The organism is Clostridium sp. UBA4395, from assembly GCF_002390995.1.
Lineage (GTDB): Bacteria > Bacillota > Clostridia > Clostridiales > Clostridiaceae > Clostridium_J > Clostridium_J sulfidigenes.
Genome location: NZ_DGRF01000073.1, coordinates 38169 through 59325 on the forward strand (window position 1 = coordinate 38169; position 21157 = coordinate 59325).

At 29.0% G+C, this 21157-nt stretch carries 29 protein-coding genes; 26 read left to right on the forward strand and 3 right to left on the reverse strand.

The genetic code is table 11. From position 1 onward, the window contains the following. Positions 1-29 precede the first annotated feature (29 nt). Together B2694_RS13030 and B2694_RS13035 are read left to right on the forward strand one after the other, a co-directional pair. Positions 30-710, forward strand: coding sequence for a DUF1048 domain-containing protein (locus tag B2694_RS13030; RefSeq protein ID WP_346886107.1), 681 nt, complete (start codon positions 30-32; stop codon positions 708-710). A 12-nt stretch (positions 711-722) separates the two neighbouring features. Further along, positions 723-1055 (forward strand): PadR family transcriptional regulator, encoded by a 333-nt coding sequence (locus B2694_RS13035; protein ID WP_346886108.1) that lies wholly within the window; start codon positions 723-725, stop codon positions 1053-1055. A 93-nt stretch (positions 1056-1148) separates the two neighbouring features. On the opposite strand, the gene B2694_RS13040 is transcribed toward B2694_RS13035, so the two are convergent. Both B2694_RS13040 and B2694_RS13045 read right to left on the reverse strand, forming a co-directional pair. Then, positions 1149-1493 carry a hypothetical protein gene (locus B2694_RS13040; protein ID WP_035131772.1) on the reverse strand — a complete coding sequence of 115 codons (345 nt, stop codon included), beginning with the start codon at positions 1491-1493 and terminating at the stop codon, positions 1149-1151. 14 nt (positions 1494-1507) lie between these two features. After that, positions 1508-2494 carry a 3-oxoacyl-ACP synthase III family protein gene (locus B2694_RS13045; RefSeq protein ID WP_346886109.1) on the reverse strand — a complete coding sequence of 329 codons (987 nt, stop codon included), beginning with the start codon at positions 2492-2494 and terminating at the stop codon, positions 1508-1510. A 399-nt stretch (positions 2495-2893) separates the two neighbouring features. Between B2694_RS13045 and B2694_RS13050 the strand changes: the two genes are divergently transcribed. Then, positions 2894-3715 carry a MerR family transcriptional regulator gene (locus B2694_RS13050; protein ID WP_346886110.1) on the forward strand — a complete coding sequence of 274 codons (822 nt, stop codon included), beginning with the start codon at positions 2894-2896 and terminating at the stop codon, positions 3713-3715. A gap of 180 nt (positions 3716-3895) precedes the next feature. Here the strand turns inward: B2694_RS13050 and B2694_RS13055 are convergent, their stop codons facing one another. Beyond that, entirely contained in the window at positions 3896-4285 is a 390-nt protein-coding gene (locus B2694_RS13055) for a carboxymuconolactone decarboxylase family protein (RefSeq protein WP_346886111.1), read from the reverse strand. Between the two features lie 361 nt (positions 4286-4646). Here B2694_RS13055 and B2694_RS13060 point away from each other — a divergent pair, with 361 nt between their 5' ends. The 23 genes from B2694_RS13060 to B2694_RS13170 all read left to right on the forward strand — a co-directional run bounded on the left by B2694_RS13060 (position 4647) and on the right by B2694_RS13170 (position 21115). Further along, positions 4647-5909: an alpha/beta hydrolase gene (locus B2694_RS13060; RefSeq protein WP_346886112.1), complete on the forward strand. Its 1263-nt coding sequence runs from the start codon at positions 4647-4649 to the stop codon at positions 5907-5909. Positions 5910-6090: 181 nt separating this feature from the next. After that, positions 6091-6558 carry a GNAT family protein gene (locus B2694_RS13065; protein ID WP_346886113.1) on the forward strand — a complete coding sequence of 156 codons (468 nt, stop codon included), beginning with the start codon at positions 6091-6093 and terminating at the stop codon, positions 6556-6558. 153 nt (positions 6559-6711) lie between these two features. After that, positions 6712-7608, forward strand: coding sequence for an AraC family transcriptional regulator (locus B2694_RS13070; protein ID WP_346886114.1), 897 nt, complete (start codon positions 6712-6714; stop codon positions 7606-7608). Between the two features lie 353 nt (positions 7609-7961). Continuing rightward, a complete protein-coding gene (locus tag B2694_RS13075; protein ID WP_346886115.1) occupies positions 7962-8384 on the forward strand; it encodes a GNAT family N-acetyltransferase in 423 nt (140 codons plus the stop codon). Positions 8385-8453: 69 nt separating this feature from the next. Next, positions 8454-8774 (forward strand): hypothetical protein, encoded by a 321-nt coding sequence (locus B2694_RS13080; protein WP_150843937.1) that lies wholly within the window; start codon positions 8454-8456, stop codon positions 8772-8774. 112 nt (positions 8775-8886) lie between these two features. Beyond that, complete coding sequence (locus B2694_RS13085) at positions 8887-9417, forward strand: GNAT family N-acetyltransferase (protein WP_346886116.1); 531 nt, start codon at positions 8887-8889, stop codon at positions 9415-9417. Between the two features lie 158 nt (positions 9418-9575). Beyond that, positions 9576-10016 (forward strand): GNAT family N-acetyltransferase, encoded by a 441-nt coding sequence (locus B2694_RS13090; RefSeq protein ID WP_346886117.1) that lies wholly within the window; start codon positions 9576-9578, stop codon positions 10014-10016. Positions 10017-10055: 39 nt separating this feature from the next. Then, positions 10056-10679 (forward strand): HAD family hydrolase, encoded by a 624-nt coding sequence (locus B2694_RS13095; RefSeq protein ID WP_346886118.1) that lies wholly within the window; start codon positions 10056-10058, stop codon positions 10677-10679. Positions 10680-10771: 92 nt separating this feature from the next. Continuing rightward, the gene (locus B2694_RS13100; protein WP_346886119.1) at positions 10772-11479 is read left to right on the forward strand and encodes a class I SAM-dependent methyltransferase; all 708 of its coding nucleotides are present in this window, start codon (positions 10772-10774) and stop codon (positions 11477-11479) included. A gap of 61 nt (positions 11480-11540) precedes the next feature. After that, positions 11541-12065 carry a GNAT family N-acetyltransferase gene (locus tag B2694_RS13105; protein ID WP_346886120.1) on the forward strand — a complete coding sequence of 175 codons (525 nt, stop codon included), beginning with the start codon at positions 11541-11543 and terminating at the stop codon, positions 12063-12065. 29 nt (positions 12066-12094) lie between these two features. Continuing rightward, on the forward strand, positions 12095-12343 hold the full coding sequence (locus tag B2694_RS13110) for a DUF4177 domain-containing protein (protein WP_346886121.1): 249 nt from the start codon (positions 12095-12097) through the stop codon (positions 12341-12343). A 79-nt stretch (positions 12344-12422) separates the two neighbouring features. Further along, a complete protein-coding gene (locus B2694_RS13115) occupies positions 12423-13700 on the forward strand; it encodes a S8 family serine peptidase (RefSeq protein WP_346886122.1) in 1278 nt (425 codons plus the stop codon). Between the two features lie 291 nt (positions 13701-13991). After that, positions 13992-14501 (forward strand): NUDIX domain-containing protein, encoded by a 510-nt coding sequence (locus B2694_RS13120; protein ID WP_346886123.1) that lies wholly within the window; start codon positions 13992-13994, stop codon positions 14499-14501. A gap of 383 nt (positions 14502-14884) precedes the next feature. Continuing rightward, a complete protein-coding gene (locus tag B2694_RS13125; protein WP_346886124.1) occupies positions 14885-15433 on the forward strand; it encodes a 2'-5' RNA ligase family protein in 549 nt (182 codons plus the stop codon). A gap of 98 nt (positions 15434-15531) precedes the next feature. After that, the gene (locus B2694_RS13130) at positions 15532-16740 is read left to right on the forward strand and encodes a DNA glycosylase AlkZ-like family protein (RefSeq protein ID WP_346886125.1); all 1209 of its coding nucleotides are present in this window, start codon (positions 15532-15534) and stop codon (positions 16738-16740) included. A gap of 60 nt (positions 16741-16800) precedes the next feature. Further along, positions 16801-17283, forward strand: a complete 483-nt coding sequence (locus B2694_RS13135; RefSeq protein WP_346886126.1) for an NUDIX hydrolase — start codon at positions 16801-16803, stop codon at positions 17281-17283. A 14-nt stretch (positions 17284-17297) separates the two neighbouring features. Next, positions 17298-17798, forward strand: a complete 501-nt coding sequence (locus B2694_RS13140; RefSeq protein WP_346886127.1) for an NAD(+) diphosphatase — start codon at positions 17298-17300, stop codon at positions 17796-17798. Positions 17799-17819: 21 nt separating this feature from the next. Beyond that, the gene (locus B2694_RS13145; RefSeq protein ID WP_346886128.1) at positions 17820-18257 is read left to right on the forward strand and encodes a GNAT family N-acetyltransferase; all 438 of its coding nucleotides are present in this window, start codon (positions 17820-17822) and stop codon (positions 18255-18257) included. A gap of 28 nt (positions 18258-18285) precedes the next feature. Further along, on the forward strand, positions 18286-18696 hold the full coding sequence (locus B2694_RS13150) for a hypothetical protein (RefSeq protein WP_346886129.1): 411 nt from the start codon (positions 18286-18288) through the stop codon (positions 18694-18696). Further along, a complete protein-coding gene (locus B2694_RS13155; protein ID WP_346886130.1) occupies positions 18653-19540 on the forward strand; it encodes a DUF2935 domain-containing protein in 888 nt (295 codons plus the stop codon). Before B2694_RS13150 ends, B2694_RS13155 begins: the two co-directional genes overlap by 44 nt. A gap of 277 nt (positions 19541-19817) precedes the next feature. Further along, positions 19818-20600 (forward strand): GNAT family N-acetyltransferase, encoded by a 783-nt coding sequence (locus B2694_RS13160; RefSeq protein ID WP_346886131.1) that lies wholly within the window; start codon positions 19818-19820, stop codon positions 20598-20600. Positions 20601-20630: 30 nt separating this feature from the next. After that, positions 20631-20822, forward strand: a complete 192-nt coding sequence (locus B2694_RS13165; RefSeq protein WP_346886132.1) for a hypothetical protein — start codon at positions 20631-20633, stop codon at positions 20820-20822. After that, entirely contained in the window at positions 20786-21115 is a 330-nt protein-coding gene (locus B2694_RS13170) for a GNAT family N-acetyltransferase (RefSeq protein WP_346886133.1), read from the forward strand. Before B2694_RS13165 ends, B2694_RS13170 begins: the two co-directional genes overlap by 37 nt. The last annotated feature ends 42 nt before the right edge of the window (positions 21116-21157 follow it).

Below are 21157 nucleotides of genomic sequence, written 5' to 3' on the forward strand. Positions count from 1 at the left end.
ACTGGAAATAAGTTTTGGAGGGGCAGTTTATGAAAACAAAACAGTATATAAAAGAGGTTAATAAGTTTATTAATAAACTAAGTAAAGAAAATGAGGAAAAGTTTGAAAATATATTATTTAAAATACGGTTTTCAAATATTAATGATCATGATGCTGAGGAGTTTATACACCATTGTTTAGATTTATTTTTACAAGCTGAGGAAAGAGGAATTGACGTAGAAGAAGTACTAGGAAATAGTGATATAAATTCCTTTTGTGATGAGTTTATATCAGAAACAATAGAAGGGTACTCAGTGCTAGAAAAAGTATACTGGAAGATTTCTAAACTACCTATAATACTAATTATTTTTACAGGCGTATTTGAAATGTTTGTTGGACAATTAATTGAAGGCTGGGTAAATAAAACAACACTATTTACAGTTTCAGTTACAGTTTCAATGTTAGTGAATACATTACTTGTAATTATCTTATCCAATTATTTATTATCTAAAATACAATATATGTATAATGTTTTTAATGGAGAGGATAAAAAGAAAGATAGAAAGATAACATTTTTATTATGGATAGGCTTTTGCATTATAACAGCTATATTTGTATTAACTAAATTATTTTTGACAAAGGTACTTTTTGAAGTAAACTATTTAATATTCATGGGCATACTTATAACTATTTATTTGATACAGTATCTCTTTGAAAATAAAAATCAATAGAAGGAGGGAACCATGAATAATAAATCACAGTTATTAAAGGGAAGTTTAGAGGGCTGTGTTCTTAAAATTATAGATTTAAAAGATGAGATTTATGGATATGACATTGCCAGAATATTAAAGGATAATGGTTTTACTGATATTTCTGAAGGAACCTTATATCCACTGTATACACGCCTACAAAAGAATGGTTTTATAACGTCAAAAATGAAGGAGTCTCCCCTTGGCCCTGCTAGGAAATATTATAATTTAACAGATAAAGGCCGTGAAGAACTAAAGGATTTTGTGGATACTTGGGAATATATGAGTAAAAATATAAATGATATAATTAAAGGGAATATTCAGTAGTGTAGCTACAGAATTATTAGATATATAAGTGCCCCATAAGAAAGACTTATAAAAGTGTCCGTCTTATGGGGTACTTTTTATACTATATGTATTTTATAATTTAGATAAATCTGATATAAATTCAATATCTACATTTAATGAACTTAACACCCTTTTTAATTGCATTGCAGCAATAGCTGAGCTTGGTGGTGTTGAAACTATATTTTTGAACCCAGTAGCTTTATACATTTTAATGCAGTTCTCAAGAATTGGAATCATTTCTGCTTTTGATGTTGATAATTCAGAGCTTTCAAGTGCAAGAGTAAAGCTTGATGGAGTTATAGACTTTACAGCATTATTATAATCATTTAAGAAATTTTTGCCATCCTCCTCTTGAAAAAATCCTCCCACAGTGATAAATAATACCTTCTTAGCATTATTAACTTCTACTTTATACATTTAAAATTCCTCCTTTAAAATTTATATAAAAAAGCTCCCATTGTGTATCCAGAACCAACTGAACAAAAAATAACGAGATCTCCCTTATTTATCTTTTTAGTTTCTATAGCTCTATTAAGCGCAAAAAACGGACTGGTACATCCAGTATAACCATATTCATCTGCAACAAAGGTATAAGTGTCACTACTAACCTCTAAATTTAATTTATTTAATGTTTCTTTTATATCAGCATGGGAAAACTGTGAAAATAAGAAGTGTTTTACATCTGTTATAGATTCATTTCCTTCCTTTAAGAGTTTATTGATAAGTTTTACCCATTCATCGCTAAAGTAAGACACATCATGATTTACCCAAGCATACTTTTTACTATCTATAGGCAGTTCTTCATCATATATATGGGATAATCCACATTCAGGGAAAACCATATATTTATGATTTTTAGAATCAGTATGGAAGGCAGAATTAAGAACCCCACCAGTTTCTTCATTATTAGTAAGCAATATTGCAGCTGCACCATCTCCAACAGTAGAATTTACTAACTCACAATCACTTTTGGCAAGGAGTGAGCCATATGAAGCACCAACGATTAAAGATTTTTTATATTTACTTTTAGATTTCATATAGGTTGCAATGCTATCTATAGCTGTTATCATTCCTATACAATTATCGTTCATGTCATAAGTTAAATCGCAGTTACATGCATCTATAGCATCTCGTATCAAAAGAGCGTTAGTAGGTATTAAATGTTCTACAGAATCACTAACAAATACAATAATATCTAATTCAGAAGCCTTAATATTAGCTTTTTTCAAACAGGATTTAGCAGCTTCCACACTCATAGTAAGAGAATTTTCTGTATTATTATCAACTAAATACCTAGACTTCCGTCCTAAGTGATTTAAAAGTTTTTCTAAATCTTGTCCATATTTGTTAATGAAGTGTTGATTGTCTATTCTTTTTTTAGGATGATATATTGATACTTCTTGAATTTTTATTCCCATAAAGTCCTCCCCATTCACATTTGAATTTGATGTTTAAATATATATATTACATATAAACAAAATGATACAATATATATGTAAAAATTATAAATGTAATAAAAAATATATTCTACTGAGTTTATTATTCTACAAAAATTTCAAATAAAATAAATTTTAAATATAATATAGTATTATATTTTTGATATCACTCTATTATTATCGTCACAATTCGATTTACTTTATATGTTTTATAATTTATATTCTTACTTTATTAGAAGCTGATATAAATTTATGCAAAGAGAGGAAATTGGATTAACCTCTAACTTTTTTATAGTAGTTGACTCTTGGGTTACCGAAGGGTTTATAATAATAATAGATGGCAAGGTGCACACTTGTAGAGCTTATTTGTTGAGGTGAAGTTTGTTTAAGATTGGTGAATTTTCGCGTATGAGTGGACTTTCAATTAATACACTGTATCATTATGACAATGTAGGGATTTTAAAACCTATATATATAGACAAATTTACTGGTTATAGATACTATGATGCAAGTCAACTTATAACCATAAATAAAATAATTGCTTTAAAGGATGCTGGATTTTCACTTGTTGAAATTAGCAATTTCTTTAATAATAATTCTAGTAATGAGTCGCTTATAGAGGTTTTGGAAGTGAAAGCAGATTTACTTGAAAAGGCACTAGAACTAGAAACAAGTAGGCTTCAACGTCTTCGTACAAATATATTTTTAATAAAGAATGGAGGCATACCTACTATGAATGAAATTTCAATTAAAAAAGTAGAAAAAATCTTAGTTGCATCATTGCGAAAATGTTTTGTGAAGGATGGTAATCAAACTTATGATGAATTTTGTGAAAGCCTATGGGCACAAGTTAATGAATATATAGATAAAGTAAAAGGAAAACGTACAATTCCGTGTATGACACTTTATCATAAAGATAATACTTCAATACAGGATATGGAAGTTGTAGAACCTATAACAAAATTAATCCCAGAAGGTGATACTATCAAAGTATATGAACTGCCCATGATAGAAAAAATGGCTTGTATAGTTCATAATGGCTCATTTGCTACAATTGGAGAAACCTATGAAATAATGTACAAATGGATTTCAGAAAATAAGTATTCAATCTGTGGACCAGTGCGTGAAATATACCATGAAGGTGAATGGGTAACAGATGATCCCAATGAATATGTAACAGAGCTACAATTTCCTATAAATTAATATGATTAATTTTTAATAAAAATAGACTACTCAAATGTATATAAAGATAAATAGAAAATGAATATTATAATACCGTATTATTCTTTAAAATGAATATACGGTATTTTAAATTGTTTTATTTAGATTGGTAGTGAAATCATATGTGTAATCATGATTTTATGGTTAAATATAATAAAAATTTTATTCTTGCTTTTCTTTTGCTAAATTTATTTCTTCAAGTCTTTTCTCAGCAGCTTTTATTGCTTCAACACCTGTTTTGCATAAAGGATTAATACCTTTAACAATAGTTACAATGACAAAGGCTTCTACTAATTCTTCCATGGTTAAGCCTGCTTCTATGGCAGTAACTGCATGTGCTTTTGCCCCACTTACTTCATCATCCAAACTATCTAATATTGTAAAAATTAATTCCCTAGTCTTTTTAGATAAATGCCCATTTTGGACTGACTCACGCATTACTAAATATCCATTTAAACTATCTGGAGAATATTTAGATAGTATTTCAGCAAAGGGAGGACTCCACTTTAATTCATTTTTATAGTAATTAAGTATATTTTCTAAATCATTCATAATTAAATTACTCCTCATTTTGTTATTAATATCTTGAAATTTAAGTTTAAATTAACTATTTTATCTATAGTATAACATATTGTAAAAATTTGTTTGTATGCATTAGAAGTATGACTTATGTAAATTACAAATGTATAGATATTTTGCATGATATGGTATAATTTTCTTAAATCTGATTTTATATTGTAAATATTTACTGTTTATAAATTAATTTATACAATTTACTCTATGATATATAGTTTTAATATATATTTTAAGCATTAATTAGTATAGGATTATGATAAGGATTAAAGATAGGAATGAGCAGTTAATTATTTTCAGCATGAATTATAAAATGGGGATTCACTTTATTTAGAAAGTAGTGAATGAAAGCAAGGGAGTAAAGAGTGATATGAAAAAATCTTTATTGAAAAGTAAGGTTATTATTGAATTAGAAAAAAGAATTAAACAGTATGGGCATGGGGTTGTAGAAGAATTTATACAGAATCTAGAACATAAGGGTTCTCCAATAATAGAACATATAGAAAATGATGATAAGAATAGTTTAGTTACTTTTATATATGAAGGGAATAAAGAGTGTAAAAATATTTTGTTTATACCTGATATAGGATTAGATAGATTTAAAGATAACTATAGAGATTTTCAAATGGAAAAAATAATGGAAACGGATCTATGGTTTATTACTTATGAAGTAAGAAATAATTTAAGATTTATATATTACTTTTCACCAAATGATCCATTGGATGATGATTGGAATGAAAGATTTGGTAGTAGAGTTAAGTATGATAAGTTTTGTAAAAGAGCATTGAGTTTTGATAAAGAGAATCCAGAAGATAAGGGTTCTTATGTATTAATGCCTAAGTCACCTGAAGATATTTGGTCAACAAAAATAGAAGATGTACCAAAAGGAAAAATAGAGGAACATAGGTTTGAAAGTAAAAACTTAGAGGATAAGCGTAGAATCAGAGTTTATACACCTTATGGATATGATAAGAAAGAAAAACCTTATGGATTTATGGTTTTAACTGATGGTGATGATTATATCTCTACTCTTTCTGCAATAGAAACTTTGAATAATCTTATTGCTGCTAAAGAAATACCACCTATAGTTGCCATATTTATTGATTCAACAAAAAATAGAGGAAAAGAACTAAAGTGTAATGATTCATTTTGTAAGTGCATTGCAAGGGAGGTAATCCCATGGGCTAAAAAAAATTATAATATTTCTAGCATGCCAGAAAAAGCTATAATTTGTGGACTTAGTCTAGGAGGATTAACAGCAGCTTATTTAGGGTTAAACTATTCAGAAATTTTTGGAAATGTCCTTTCTCAATCAGGTTATTTTTGGTATAATTCAGAAGACTATGTACCTAATGAGGATTGCTGGATGAGCAAAATTTTTAAAGAAGTAAATACGCTCAATCTTAAATTTTACCTAGATATGGGGGTTTTAGAAACTAAGTATAAAATTATACATCCCAATATAAATTTAAGAGATACATTGATATCTAAAGGATATAAAGTTGATTTGCAATGGTTTAATGGAGGACATGATTACTTATCTTGGGGAGAAACCTTGGCACATGGATTAATTTCGCTTATAGGAATAAAGGCGAAATTATAAGAATATAGCAATGTGTACATTAGAAAGGTGAATAAGAACAGTATTCTTTGAATTGATAATAGATATAAATATATTGAAAAGTATGTTACAATATGTATAAATATGTAATATATATAAATTCAAATTACATATAAGCGATGAAACTTACAAAATGTTAAATTTTAATTAGGGGGATTTAGGGATGAATAAAATTACAAAATATGAATTTAGAAAAGTAACAAATAATGATGTTGAAGATATGCTTACATGGAAGTATGAAGGAATTTACTCATTTTTTGATAATGACTTCTCAGAAGGAAAAATAAATTATGTAAAAAGTTTTCCTACGGATGATAATGTGTACGCAATTTATAATGATAAAAATGAATTAGTAGGAAATTGTGCTTTTTACCTTAAGGATAAAGTAAGCTTTTCAATTCAAATGAGACCAAGTTTAACAAGCAAGGGCATGGGAAAGGAATTTTTACAAGCTATTTTAGAATTTGCTAAGGAAAGGTACGATTTAAAAAATATAGAGCTTTCAGTTCTTAAATTTAATGAAAGAGCTATAAGATTATATAAAAGTTTAGATTTTAAAGTTATAAATGAATTCATAGGAAAAACAGTTAAGGGAGAAATGGAATTTATAACCATGTCAAAAGAATTATAAATAGAGTTCTTAGTATCAGTACTTTCGATACTTAGAACTAGTTGTCCATTAGGGTAAATCGTTATCCGATGACTACCCTACATATTTGTACTCTGAATGTAGGGTAGTCTTATATTTCCTTTGTTACAATTAAATATGAAAGGGGAAGGTAAAATGGAATGGGTTGATAGAATGACAGCAACAATAGATTATATTGAGAATCATTTGACTGATGATATTATGTATGATGAAGTAGCAAAAGTTTCTTGTTGCTCAATGCATCAATTTGGACGTGTTTTTTCTTATGTTGTAGGGGTATCTCTATCTGAATATATTCGTCGTAGAAGATTAACCCTTGCAGGATTAGATTTACAAAGTAGCAATAAAAAAGTTATTGATATTGCTATAAAGTATGGATATAATTCGCCTGATGCATTTACTCGTGCTTTCGTCGGAATGCATGGTGTAACTCCTAAGGTAGCGCGCACTTTGGGAGTAAAACTTAAAGCCTATCCACCCATCACTTTTCATATTTCAATAAAAGGAGATGTTGAGATGGAGTATCGTATTGAGGAAAAGAAAGAAATAAAATTGGTTGGACTTGTTAAACAAATAAAGAGGCAGTCTGCTAATGCTGAAGCTAATGATTGGAAAGAAGCTTTAGGTGAAGTATGGGATATTTGGGATGAATTTTTGGATGGTGATATTGATAGGAAGATAGCATGTGAATACAAACTTTATCGCAGCCCCATGTGGCAGATGGGTTTCACCAAAACTTTAGAAAATGGAGAAACTATACTGGCTATTGGTGCTGAAGCTGATGAAAATGTTGTAACGGATTTGCAAAGTTATACTATACCAGCAGGAAAGTGGGCAGTATTTACTGCAAGAGGAAGCCTCAATGGCAAGGCGCACCCAATTGATGTCATGTGGACAAAAATAACAGCAGAATGGCTTCCTAACTGTGGATATGAAAGAGCAGCAGACTATGAACTTGAAGTTTATCTACCAGGAGATACAAATGATGATGATTATGCCTGCGAAATATGGGTTCCTATTACTAAGAAGTAGATATATATATTCTAAACTTAAAAATATCTATAAAAAATAAATATTCATTGGTTAAAATACCGTAGTATTCAGTAATGATTACAAGGTGTTTTTATTTTATGATTTAACTATATAGTAAATTGTATAATTAAAATAATATTATTTGAGAGTTGAATAACATGGTATTTAAAATATAAATTACTATAAAGATATATAGAAAATAATTTAGTTCAATATGGTATAATTTCATTAAGTTTACTTGTTTTATAGGTCACATATAGGAAAAAGTATTATGAGTTTTAGTGTTTAATGTGATGTTTATTTAAAATAAAATAATTATTTTAATAATGAAAAGTAGGAAGGGGCAAGTATAGATGATATCATATAAAGTAGGATTAGAAAATATTCAGTGGGATAAACTTTTTGACCTATATAAAAGAGTTGGATTATTGAAACGGTTTATAGAAAATAATGAATACTATAAAATTCAATCAGCATTTAAAAATAGTTATAAAGTTGTTATAGCATGGGATAATGAAAAATTAATAGGAGCCTGTAGAATGATATCAGATGGCATATGTTATGGCTCAGTATTTGATGTGGGGGTATTGCCTGAATATCAGAAAAAGGGTGTAGGAAAGAATTTAATGAACACACTTTTGGAAGGAGAAGACTATATACCTATTCATCTTACCGCTACCTTTGGAAATGAGGATTTCTATAAAAAAATTGGTTTTAAAAGGCATAAAACGGCTTACTCTAAATATCCATGGGAAACCATATATACAGAAGAATAAGCATGTTATGGAAGGAGTAGTATAAATAGTGTATCTTTGAGATAATAAAGTAAATTTAAGGAGGAAATTATGAATGATATAGAACAAGTATTACAGACAGAATATAGTGAAGAATTTGATAAACTAAGAAAAAATAGAATGTTTGTCAGTTATCATAAATACGGTCCTATAAAAAATAACTATGGTGAGGGTTTAATTAATTCAGTTGAAAATCTAGAAATAAGACTAAAAAAGTATAAAGAAACTGGTAATACAGAATTTTTAGTTGATGTTGCAAACTTCGCAATGATCGAATTTATGTATCCTAAACATAGTAATGTTCACTTTGATAGTGAAAACCATGGTACTAGATTAATGGGAATGACTGTTAATGACTTGAAACAGTTATAATACATAATTCAACTAAATAGTTAAGAAACAAAAAATAATGGTTGATAAAACTCTAGTGTAGATAAATGAGTTAGATAAGATATTTGGTTTTTCAGATATAACGGAGGTAAGAATGATAAAGGATATTATTAATGAAAAAGGATTTAATATAGAAACAAGTAGGTTACTTCTTGTGCCTATTTCAGAAGAATTTGCATATGATTATTTTACTGAATTTAATGATGAAATAACAAAATACCAGTATCCAGAGCCTTTTAAAAGCCTAGATAGTACAAGAAAATTTATTGATGAGTTTACAGAACTTAAAGAAATGGGAACAAATTTGGTGTGTTGTATTTTAGATAAGGAATATAAATTCATTGGAAGTATAGAGATTCATCTGATAGATACTAAGACTCCTGAGGTGGGTTTATGGATACGAAAGAATGAGCAACGTAAGGGATATGGATATGAAGCTATTACTGGTCTAACTAACTTTTTTCGTGAACATATGGATTTAGATTATTTTATTTATGAGGCAGATCGTCGTAATCCTAATAGTATTCAGTTAGTTAAAGCGCTAGGTGGAATAGAAGTTGGATTCAATAAAGCAGAAAGTAATTGTGGAAGTACTTTAGAGTTGAACATGTATTATATTAAATAGTAAGGTTATAAAATATCGGATTATTCAGAAATGAGTATACGATATTTTTTTATTTTCTAATTTTACTACATATACAAATATATGGATGATAATCCGATATAATATGGTATAATTTTATTAAGATTACTGTTTCTGGAGAATGCTAGGGAGGGAGTTTAATGATACTTTTAAAAGAAGTTACGGAGAAAAATTGGAGAGATGTTAACTTACTAGAAGTGGAAAAAGAACAGCAACATTATGTATGCTCTAATGTTGGTATTTTGGCTAGAGCTTATGCTTTTAGATCTCAAAGAAGTCAAGCTAAAGCAATATATAATGATAGTGAAATAGTAGGATTATTAATGTATAGAGAGTGTGATGAATTACAAGCCTTTGTATTTGATCAAATGATGATTGATAGAAGATATCAGAGAAATGGATATGGAGAAGAAGCGGTATTCAAAGCAATAGAACTGATGAGAAATAATGCAAAATACAGCAGAATAGTTTTATGTTACTGTGATGGTGATATTGCTGCTAAAAATCTTTATACAAAGTTAGGCTTTCTTCATACAGGAGAAGTAGATGAAGATGAAATAATTATGGCTTTAGATTTATAGAGTTAAATACATTTATTCTGTTAAATGGGGTGTAAAAATATGGACATAGATAGTATTATTTTTGATTTAGATGGAACTATATGGGACTCAACATCTAGTGTTATAGATTCATGGAATAAAACTATAGGTAACTATGATGAGGTGATAAATAAACTTACGCTTGATGATATGAAGGGTGTTATGGGGTTAGTAATAGAGGATGTTGCATTAAAGTTTTTCCCATATTTAGAAGAAGAAAATAGACTTAAAATAGTTAAGCATTGCTGTAAGGATGAATGTAATCATTTAGGCAAACATGGTGCAATTCTATATGATAGGGTAGAGGAAACTTTAAAGGAATTATCTAGAAAATATAAATTATTTATTGTTAGTAACTGTCAATGTGGATATATAGAAGCCTTTTTTAAATCACATAAGTTAGATAAATATTTTATAGATTATGAGAATGTAGGAAGAACAGGTTTAAGTAAAGGTGAGAATATAAAACTAATAATAAAAAGAAATAGCTTAATTAGTTCAGTATATGTTGGTGATACTGATGGAGATTTAAAAGCATCACGAATTGCTAATATACCCTTCATTTATGCACAATATGGTTTTGGGGAAGTTAAAGAATATGATTATGTAATTAATAGATTTCACGAACTTTTAAAGTTTGTGTAACACTATAAGAACATATGTTTATAAATTATAATACATAGATTTATTAACAATCTGTAGATTATATTGTGAAGTAAAAAGGGGGAGTATAATCAATGAAACCTTATGAGAAATTAGCAAAGTTTTATAAAAAAGGTTGGGGAAAAGAGAGTATTAAATACGGAGATTTAATTTACAATGTAATTAATATTTACAATCTAAATATTAATTCTGTATTAGATGTTGGTTGTGGTACAGGCATACTAGCATCTAAATTGTATAATGAAAATTTTGAAGTTAGTGGAATTGATATTTCGGAAGATATGATTAATGTAGCAAAGGAGACTACAACGGGAATAGAATTTGAAGTTGCAGATATGGTAAATTTCACTTTGAATAAAAAATTTCAGCTTATAACTTGTGCATTTGATGCACTAAATTATTTAGTAACGGATTCAGACATGAAAAAAACTTTAAAAAATGTTTTTTTACATTTAGAAGATAACGGAATTTTTATATTTGATATTAATACTCCAGTTTTATATGAAGAAAGGCATTTTGGAATAATTGATAGAAAGTTTGATAATATAGAATTCAAACAAATATTAGAATATGATAAGGCAAGTAAAATAGGTAAAACTGTCTTTGACTTTGGTGATAATCAGTGTGAAACACATATTCAAAAGGCATATACTGTTGAAGAAATGGACGCATTTCTTTTGAATTCAGGCTTTGAAATAATGAATAGGTATAAAGATTTCAGATTATCTCCAATTGATGATAAGGCATATAAAATATTTTATGTGGTCAAAAAGGTTAACTAATAATATTCATGAACTGTAAAGCTAGGAAAACTGGAGTATACCTTATTTTAAGGAGGAGTCTATGATTAGAATTGAAGGAGACAAGATTTATTTAAAAACATGTACTAGAGATGAATATCATGAACACTATAAATTCTATGTTGCAGATCCAATTATGGATCCAAATACCTATATTTATGATAAAGAAAAGGTTGATAAAAAGTATAATTCTATTATAGAAAAGGAATCATGGTATCCTAGGGTTGGAATTTTTTTTAGGGATGGAAGGATTATTGGAGAATTATCTTTCAAAAGAATTGATTATGAAAAAAGCAGATGTGAACTTGGACTTGCCCTTGCTAATAATGATTATAAGGGATTAGGGTATGGAACTGAAGCAGTTAAATTGGCAATAGACTATGTATTTAATACATTAAAACTTAAATGCATATATGCTGATACGATGGGCTCAAATAAGAGAATGCAAAGTATATTTAATAAATTTGGATTCGAGTTTATAAATAGAGAAGAGCATTTTTATGATATGCATGATAGATGGGAAGATAAGCTAAATTATATATTAAGAAATTCAGAGGTACTGTACTAACTAAAGAAGAGGTTAATATTGGGGGGACAATGGCTAAACCCAATGTGGATAGTAATGGATGTTTACAATTATTTTACAAGGGAGGGGTTTATGTGTATGAGTATAAATATGTTGAAGCAACTTTAGATGGTTTCTTTACGAAAGGTAATCATCATGAAATAATAGATAAATATGCTAAAGAAGGTTGGAAGTTAGTACAAGTATTGCCTACTTATTATAATTCTTATGGAAAACCTACTGATCATGAAATTATATTTGAACGTGAAATTCAAGAATAAAGACAACATCTATATAAATAACTAAAAATTATATTTATTGAAGTTAGAGAAAAGTAAAAAATGAAAGGGTGGATATTAAATGAAAAGAAAGTTAGCAATAGTGTTGTTGGTAGCAGTATTTGTAATAAATATCACTGCCTGCAATAATAAAGTTAACAGCAAAGAAAAAATTTCTACTAATGATAATGTTAAAGAAGAGGTGAAAATTGAAAGATTTCCATACATGGCTGATTTTGGAAGAGGGAGTATAAATAACATTGAAGAACTCAAAGATCAGTGGGGAAAAAATAGTAGTGATTTAAGAGGATATGACCTTGAGAAACTTGATTTATCTGGGGAGAAAGATAAGCTTTTAAATTCAGTGTTTGATAGTAAAACAAAATGGCCAGGTAAACTTCCAGAGGAGTTTAACCCTGAAAGTTTTTTAGAGTTTCATAAAAATCCAGGTCTTGAAATAAAAAAACTTCATGAAAGAGGTATAACTGGTAAGGGGATAAACATAGCATTTATCGATTATTCTCTTTTAGTAAATCATGAGGAATATCATGATAGAGTAAAGATGTATGAAGAAGTTCATTATGAACCAGAAGAAGCACAGATGCATGCTCCAGCAGTGGCATCAATTGCAGCAGGTAAGAATACTGGAGTTGCATCGGAAGCAGATTTGTATTTTATAGCATGCGAAAACTATAACTTTGTTAATAGTGAAATGGAACTAGACTTTTCTTGGACAGCAAAAGCAATTGAAAGAATTATTGAAGTAAATAAATCTTTGCCAAAGGATGATAAGATACGAGTTTTATCTATATCAGCAGGATGCAAGCCTGAAAGTAAGGGGTATAACGAATTTATAGAAGCAATTAAAAAAGCAATTAAAGAAAATATATTTGTTATAACAGTAAATATGTTTGACACATATGAGGATAAGCTTTATTTCCATGGATTAGATATAGATTCCCTTGCAGATAAAGATGATATTTCTAATTATAAAGTTACAGAATGGAAAAAGTGGGTATCAAAAATAGAGCATGTTGATGAGCTTAATAAGTATTATGAAGAGAAATTTAATATGGACAAACCAGAAGAATTACTACTTATTCCTATTGATTCTAAAACGGTGGCTAGCCCTACAGGAGAGAAGGATTATGTATTTTATAGGGAAGGTGGATGGAGCTGGTGTATGCCTTATCTTGCTGGACTTTATGCTTTAGCTTGTCAAGTAAAACCAGATATTACGCCAGAAGAATTTTGGAAACAAGCTCTTGCAACAGGAGATAGCAGACAAATCGAAAAAGGAACAGAAAAATATAAGGGAAAAATACTAAATCCTGAAAAATTAATCTCTAGTTTTGAATAAGAATGCAAATTTTATGACCTGGAGTTTGGACTTCTTGAAGAATGTCATCCTGATGGAAAGATAACATCATTCTTGGAGATTTATTAATATAGGTATATCTTATATTTATTCTAAAAATTATAAAAGTGGCTACTTCCATTTTGAAGTAACCACTTTGCTTTTTCTTGTAGAATAAATTAACTTATATATAAAATATATACATAGCATTAAAATAAATGTTACAATGAAAACATGCTTAAGGAGTGTTTATGTAGGTGATAAAATAATGACATTTTTATAGGAGGAAAACACATGGAGTATTTTGATATTTTAAATAGAGATGGTAGTAGAAGTGGTAAAATAGCACCAAAAGATGAAGAGCTTTTAGAAGGACAATATGATTTAGGAGCACATGCATATATACATAACTCAAAGGGAGAATTCTTAATTCAGAAAAGGTCAAAATCAAAACAGTTCTTACCTGGTGGATGGGATATTCACATGGGACACGTTATAGCTGGAGAAACAAGTAAAGAGGCTATTATTAGAGAGATACATGAAGAATTAGGTATAAAGATAGATGATATAATTTTTCTTAAAAGAGTTTTATGGGAAAAATACAATCATTTCATTGATATTTTTGTATTATGTAAAGATATTGATACTTCAGATTTAACCTTACAAAAGTCAGAGGTAGACGATGTTAAATTTATTTCAGCCCAAGAGATGATTAATTTGATAAAATCCATGGACTACAGACCTGAAGAATATAGAACAGTTATGAATGACTATGTTAATGAAATTATTTTAAATTTTAAGTAGAATAAAATAAATATGTAACTATTTATATATGAAAATAGTTACATATGAAAATAGTTACATAGGAAACTATACAACTATTTAACTATTTAAATAGTTGTTGTCATACCAAGGGTTTCAGCGAATTTTATATTTGAACAACATGAAATTTATCCGATGACTACCCGCTCTAATACTCCCATCTTCTTCAAAGTGGGAGTAAAGAGCGGCTACGACCTGGATAAAGATTTCCACTAAAGGACAACGACTTCTAAGTATCAAATAAATTGATGATAATAATTCTGTTAGTAACCTTCAGAGAGAGTAAAAACTCCTTCTGAAGCAAAGAACTCTGTTTATAGCCAAATTCATAATAAATTATATTTACATATGGAAGGAGAATTAGTATGAAATATGCAATAGAATTATACTTTGATAAGGAAACAGAGGAAAAAATTATTAAATTAGCTAAAGGAATTGCAAGAGAGGGAATTAGTAAAAAATATTTAGAATGGAAGACTCGTCCTCATATTACCATAGCTATATTTAATGATATTGATATTGAGAAATGTGACAAGCTATTAAAAGAAATAGCTAAGGATACAAAATCATTTCCCGCTTTGCTTTCTAGTATTGGGGTGTTTAATAATACTAGAACTGTATATCTTGCACCAGTTGTATGTGACGAATTAATTGATTTACACAAAAATATACACGAAACCTTTGCATTTTGTGATCATAGTGGCTGGGAATATTACATAACTGGACAATGGGTACCACATTGTGCCGTTATGCTGGGTAGTGAAGATAAAGAATCAGCATTAGTGGAGGCTACAAAATACGTAATCGAAAACTATGAGGTTTTTCCAAATAGTAGATATGAAGAAATTGGTTTTGTTGAAGTTGTAATGCCTGTAAAAGAAATAAAACCTCATAAGCTCAATATTTTCATGTAAATATAATTATTATAAGAAGTTTTGTTAGGGGAACTTATTTTAAAATCTAGTCTTAAAATTGAAAATATAATAAATAAAAATTTTAGTGAGGAAGTAATATGAAAAAAATTACCATGTCAAAGGGCGAATTGAGAAAATTCCTGGTGATGTATCAGGGGCTATCTTCACCAAAATCTTTTAAGGGTGAAGAAGGTATTAAGAATTTTATAAATAGAGTAGGGTGCATACAATATGATCCTTTAAATATGGTAGGGAGAAATGCTGATTTGGTGCTTCAGTCCAGAGTTGAAAATTATAACCCTATGATGCTAGAAACTCTTCTTTATAATAAAAGAGAACTCATAGATGGCTGGGATAAGATGATGGCTATCTATTCCGTTAAAGACTGGCCTTATTTTGAAAAAGTGAGATTAAGAAGAAAAGAAGAGATTGAGAGAGTATTGAATCATAGAAATTCAATTGAAGCAATTAACTATGTTGATGTAGCAAAGGAATATATAGAGAAAAATGGTGCTACCTTGCCTTCAAAGCTGGATATTGGACGTGTGAAAAGTGGAGTTTGGGGTCATGGGAAACTTTCCAGCGCTACCATGGACTATATGTGGAACAGCGGAATTTTGGGCGTTAAAGAAAAGAAGAACACACAAAAGGTTTATGATTTGATAGAAAACCTATTGCCAAAAGAACTACTGGAAATGAAGGAACCTTTTAATAATGATAATGATTTTTATAAGTGGTATTTTAAAAGGAGAATAGGAATTATAGGGATTTATTGGGAGAGAAATGGTGAAGGATGGCTTGGTCATTTTGTATCCGATAAAAATCTTAGAAAGAAAATATTAAAGGAACTACTAGAGGATGGTGAGCTTATACTTGTAAAAGTAGAAGGACTAAATGAAACTTTTTATATAAGGGCTGACGATACATCAATGTTAGATAATCTTAATTCTAGTATTGATAAAAAAGCAAGTTTTCTGGCTCCACTTGATAATCTTCTTTGGGACAGAAAGTTAGTTAAAGATATTTTTGATTTTGAATATAGTTGGGAAGTATATAAACCTGTTTCAAAGAGGCAGTATGGATATTATGTATTACCAGTTTTATATGGAGATAAGCTTGTAGCAAGATTTGAACCTGAAATACATCGAGGAAATGAACCATTGATAATAAAAAATTGGTGGTGGGAAGAGAACTATCAAGTAACAGAAGAGGCTATAGCTGCTATGATGGGATGCTTTGAAAGATTCTGTAAGTATCTAAAAGCAGATGGATTAGAAGAAAGTTCATGGAGGAAAATAAAAGGCTAGGCTATAGTTAATTTTTATTATGTAAAGTAATTGCTAGTAATTGACTAAGGAGTGATATTTATGATTATGCCAACACATATTGTTACAGGAGCAGGAGTAGTTGAAAATGATAAAGAAGAGATTTTATTAGTCAAAGCTCATCATGGGGGCTGGGTTTTTCCTGGTGGTCAAGTTGAAGTCGGAGAAAACGTTATTGATGCAGTTGTAAGAGAAATAAAAGAGGAAAGTGGGATTAATGTTACAGTAAAAAAACTTTTTGCTATTTCCTCAAATACAGCCACACATGAAGGATATAATGGAGTTAAGACAGTACCTACAAAGGTGATGATGGATTTTATTTGTACATTTGTAGATGGTGACTTATGTATTTCAGATGAGAATTCAGAATCACGTTGGGTAAAGAAGGATAAAGTTCTTGATATGATTACATCACCAACAATTCGTCAAAGATTTCAAGCCTATTTAGATTTTGATGGTGATGTTCAATATTTAGCATATGTTACAAATCCAGAATTTGATTTACAAGTTAGTAGAAAGATATAAAGGGGAATTCTTTTATGAAATTTATTTATTGTCCTATATGTGGTAAAGAATTAGACGAAAAAAGTATTGGGGATGAAGGATTAGTAAGATATTGCATAGATTGTGATAAACCATATTTTGATGGTCCTGCCAGCTGTGTTGAAGTTCTAGTTATTAACGAAAATAATCAGATATTGCTATTAAAGCAAAATTATATTTCCAAAACTCATTGGGGAGTAATTTCTGGTTATGTAAGTAATGGTGAAACATTGGAAGAGACAGTAATAAGAGAAGTTTTAGAAGAAACAGGTCAACAAGTTGAAAAAATGCAGTATGTAGAAAGCTATTACTTTAAGCCAAATGAATTAATAATGGCTGGATTCATTGCCTTTGTTAAGGCAAAACCATTTAATAATTCTAATGAAGTTGATGATATTATGTGGTGTGAAATTGATGAAGTTAATAAATATATTGCAAGAGTAAATAATATGTCTGGCATTCATTTTGATAATTCAATGAAGTTGCTAAACTTATAAATATTACAAAGGAAGGGTTTTATGAATAAACTTATTTTAACAGAGGAATTAATTGGACAAGTAAAATTGCCAAAAGGAATTTATATTAGACAATTTAATGAAATAGATTTTTCTTCTATTCAAGTATTATATGAAAAAGAAGGATGGATGACATTCTTAAAAAGATCAGAAGATGCATTAAAGGCGTGGAAAAATTCGAATATTACACTTGTTGCATTAGATGGAAATATAATAGTTGGATTAATTCGTGCATTAACAGATGGAGAAATTACTACTTATATAGCTGAAATTATAGTTGATAATAGCTATAGAGGAATGGGCATAGGAAAAGCTTTAATTGATATATGTCATAATTTATATCCGAATACAAGATTAGATTTACTTTCAACGGATGGAGCGGACGACTTTTATCAAAGAAATAGTTTTAGAACGAATATGGGATTTAGAAAGAGTTATTAAGTTTATAAATTTAAGGAGAGTATTCATAATGAAAGTTACTTTAAATAATTATTATATAAAAAATTATGAAGATAGAAATAAAAAGCAAAATTCAAAAGGAGAATTTTTAAAATTATTGGAAGAATCAAAAGCTAGTAATACTGAAATAAAAACACCAGGTAAAAGGAAAATAGAGTATATACTTGAAGGTGGTATTATAAAAGTTTATGTTAGTGATGGTAAAAATCCACCTAAGTGTATAAAGAGTATTCTAGCAAAATCTGCATCAAAGGAATTATTGGCAAGGGTGAAATGCTTAACAATGGCAGATTCTTTATACATTAATGAATTAATGAAGTCTAAAGGGCAATCTGATGAAAAGGTAAGTGGAGATACTGCCATTAATTTTAAGAATAATGAAGGAGCATCTAGTTTTTGTTGGTGCATCATTAATGCCTAGATCTCAAAATTACCTTCATTATGCAGATATGTTAAAGGAACAACTAGATGGATTGCTTAGAAAAACCATAAAATTATCTAGTGGAATTATCGATCCCAACATTGGTAATACAGGAGAAATAATTACAAACTATACACTAGAAGCAGAAAGAGCTACAGAATTTTACACTGGAATTAATATCAATACAAATACAACTGAAATGGAATTATCTTTAGGAGATTATCAAAATAGTAAAACTCTAGATGGTTTATCAGAAGAAGTATTTTATTTAAATAAAGAGATTATTCCTGTAGTAAATGAAACAGCTAAGTTAAAAAATAAAATAAAAGTAAATGTATTAAAGTGCAAGATGTTTACAGGTTCTTATCCCCTTTTAGTGGATCATATTTTAAGAGAAGCAATGTTCTATCTTAGAATGTTAGGAAGGTTACAAGAAAGAGTTGAGATGGACATTAATAAGGAAATGGTTGATCAAGAAGCTTTCTGGAACAGAATTATGGCTGAACATTCTAAATTTATTAGAGGCTTTTTGGATCCAACAGAAGAGGAATTATTTAATGTTGCTGACATGTTTGGTAAGCAATTTGATAGATTGACAGAAGAAGCACTTACTATGCACGATAATACAATTTCATTATCACATATATCCACTGTGACTGAGGAGAGTAGAGAGGCCACTAAAGACATTAGAGATTTCAAGATGAAAGGAACAGAAGGATTATTAAATTGTAAGATTAAGTCCATAATTTTACCGCTCTTAGGAGATCATGTTCTAAGAGAAGCAAATCATTATCTAAGATTGCTAAATAATTACAAAACAAAAACATATTCTTCATATAGATAAAATTGATATAAGAATAAATGGGTATCTAAAATACTGTGAAATTTAGTGATGAATTTTACGGTATTTTTATTTTCCAATAATTAATTTATATTACTATTTAAGTATTAAAACTTGGATAATAAATGTTTAAAACTGAAGAATATATTATCAGAAGAATGTGATATATTTTAGGACCTTCATTAAAATTATATGTTATAATTTCCTTAAAGAATTATTTGTAATTAATTAAAATATATAGTAATTATTCGAAAATAGATATGTTAAGGAGATTTATATTATGAAGGCAGGATTATATGAAAAAATGTTGGAAACTGAATTGAAATATATAAAATGTTTTTCAGATTATGATGAACTGAAGAAATCTATCATTTTCATAGATAAAAAGCTACTTGATATGTACATGCATAATTTCATTTTTCTTAAAGAGTCAATGGAGATGGGGGAACTAAGAAGCTTTATTGAAAATAAGCTTGGTGAAATGCAAAAGTCAAATAATGAACATTTACATATCATGATGGATTATGGTGTGAAATGGGATGAGTTAAAAAACTTGATTCAAGAGCCTGAGATTACAGAATACTGTTTTATGGCTATAGAGCCAAAAGATTTTAACAAATTAAAAGTAAAAGATGACTGCATAGTTTTAAAAGCAGATACTTTTGAAATACTAGATGATGGATACAAAGCAGATGTACAAGCCAATAAGGTAGCGATGGGAGAAGAGTTTGCTTTAAAAAGAAGCAAAAGAAAGATGGAGGTATATAAGGAGAATCCTTATTTGAACCTTTATGTATGCTACAACGGAAAGGAACCTATAGGTAAATGTGAACTTTTCATAAAAGATGGCATTGCAAAGATTGAGGATTTTGATATTATTGAGGAATTTCAAAAACAAGGATATGGTACTTCTATGTTGCATAAATTGCTAGAAGAATCTCTTAATGCAGGAGCTGATATAGCATACTTAATAACAGACAATTTCGATACAGCAAAGGATATGTATAAAAAATGTGGGTTCTCAAAATGTGGTATTAAGACATCAATATTATTTATAAGATAGTTATAGATTACAAATTTGAGGGGGAGAAATATGAATTTTATCGTATCTACCGGAGAAGTTGATAATGTAATTAATATTATGAAAGAAGTTGCTTCTTGGGGACGTTCTGTTGGATTAAATGTATGGAAGGATGAACACCTTACAAGAGAAAAATTAATGGTAAATGTTATGGAAGAAGATTTTGTGTGGGAAAAGTTTCAGGAGCTAATGCATGTTGTATGATATTGCAATGGAGTGATACTTTCTTTTGGCCAAATTCAAAGGAAAATGAAGCTGGATATATACATAAACTGTGCGTGAGAAGAGAGTATGCAGGACTGGGTCTACCAGGCAAAATGGTTAAATTTGCAATAGAAGAATGTAAAAAAAGAAATATTAAATACTTAAGATTAGATACAGGATGGACTAATAAGAAATTATGTAATCTTTATAAGAGTCTAGGATTTGAGATAGTTGATAAATTCTTATTAGATAATGGTGGAGCATTTGCATTATTTGAGATGAAAATAGAATAAATAGACTATTGAAATTTGTAATGGTAAGGAGTTTCATGTTCA

Bases quoted from the DNA above. Each gene is read 5' to 3' on its own strand.
- B2694_RS13065 (WP_346886113.1), top strand. From the start codon at position 6,091: ATGAATAAAATTACAAAATATGAATTTAGAAAAGTAACAAATAATGAT.
- B2694_RS13100 (WP_346886119.1), top strand. From the start codon at position 10,772: ATGAAACCTTATGAGAAATTAGCAAAGTTTTATAAAAAAGGTTGGGGA.
- B2694_RS13040 (WP_035131772.1), bottom strand. From the start codon at position 1,493: ATGTATAAAGTAGAAGTTAATAATGCTAAGAAGGTATTATTTATCACT.
- B2694_RS13140 (WP_346886127.1), top strand. From the start codon at position 17,298: ATGAAATTTATTTATTGTCCTATATGTGGTAAAGAATTAGACGAAAAA.
- B2694_RS13080 (WP_150843937.1), top strand. From the start codon at position 8,454: ATGAATGATATAGAACAAGTATTACAGACAGAATATAGTGAAGAATTT.
- B2694_RS13105 (WP_346886120.1), top strand. From the start codon at position 11,541: ATGATTAGAATTGAAGGAGACAAGATTTATTTAAAAACATGTACTAGA.
- B2694_RS13125 (WP_346886124.1), top strand. From the start codon at position 14,885: ATGAAATATGCAATAGAATTATACTTTGATAAGGAAACAGAGGAAAAA.
- B2694_RS13030 (WP_346886107.1), top strand. From the start codon at position 30: ATGAAAACAAAACAGTATATAAAAGAGGTTAATAAGTTTATTAATAAA.
- B2694_RS13045 (WP_346886109.1), bottom strand. From the start codon at position 2,494: ATGGGAATAAAAATTCAAGAAGTATCAATATATCATCCTAAAAAAAGA.
- B2694_RS13090 (WP_346886117.1), top strand. From the start codon at position 9,576: ATGATACTTTTAAAAGAAGTTACGGAGAAAAATTGGAGAGATGTTAAC.
- B2694_RS13085 (WP_346886116.1), top strand. From the start codon at position 8,887: ATGATAAAGGATATTATTAATGAAAAAGGATTTAATATAGAAACAAGT.
- B2694_RS13035 (WP_346886108.1), top strand. From the start codon at position 723: ATGAATAATAAATCACAGTTATTAAAGGGAAGTTTAGAGGGCTGTGTT.
- B2694_RS13115 (WP_346886122.1), top strand. From the start codon at position 12,423: ATGAAAAGAAAGTTAGCAATAGTGTTGTTGGTAGCAGTATTTGTAATA.
- B2694_RS13095 (WP_346886118.1), top strand. From the start codon at position 10,056: ATGGACATAGATAGTATTATTTTTGATTTAGATGGAACTATATGGGAC.
- B2694_RS13160 (WP_346886131.1), top strand. From the start codon at position 19,818: ATGAAGGCAGGATTATATGAAAAAATGTTGGAAACTGAATTGAAATAT.
- B2694_RS13130 (WP_346886125.1), top strand. From the start codon at position 15,532: ATGAAAAAAATTACCATGTCAAAGGGCGAATTGAGAAAATTCCTGGTG.
- B2694_RS13155 (WP_346886130.1), top strand. From the start codon at position 18,653: ATGAAGGAGCATCTAGTTTTTGTTGGTGCATCATTAATGCCTAGATCT.
- B2694_RS13120 (WP_346886123.1), top strand. From the start codon at position 13,992: ATGGAGTATTTTGATATTTTAAATAGAGATGGTAGTAGAAGTGGTAAA.
- B2694_RS13150 (WP_346886129.1), top strand. From the start codon at position 18,286: ATGAAAGTTACTTTAAATAATTATTATATAAAAAATTATGAAGATAGA.
- B2694_RS13165 (WP_346886132.1), top strand. From the start codon at position 20,631: ATGAATTTTATCGTATCTACCGGAGAAGTTGATAATGTAATTAATATT.
- B2694_RS13135 (WP_346886126.1), top strand. From the start codon at position 16,801: ATGATTATGCCAACACATATTGTTACAGGAGCAGGAGTAGTTGAAAAT.
- B2694_RS13075 (WP_346886115.1), top strand. From the start codon at position 7,962: ATGATATCATATAAAGTAGGATTAGAAAATATTCAGTGGGATAAACTT.
- B2694_RS13110 (WP_346886121.1), top strand. From the start codon at position 12,095: ATGGCTAAACCCAATGTGGATAGTAATGGATGTTTACAATTATTTTAC.
- B2694_RS13145 (WP_346886128.1), top strand. From the start codon at position 17,820: ATGAATAAACTTATTTTAACAGAGGAATTAATTGGACAAGTAAAATTG.
- B2694_RS13070 (WP_346886114.1), top strand. From the start codon at position 6,712: ATGGAATGGGTTGATAGAATGACAGCAACAATAGATTATATTGAGAAT.
- B2694_RS13055 (WP_346886111.1), bottom strand. From the start codon at position 4,285: ATGAATGATTTAGAAAATATACTTAATTACTATAAAAATGAATTAAAG.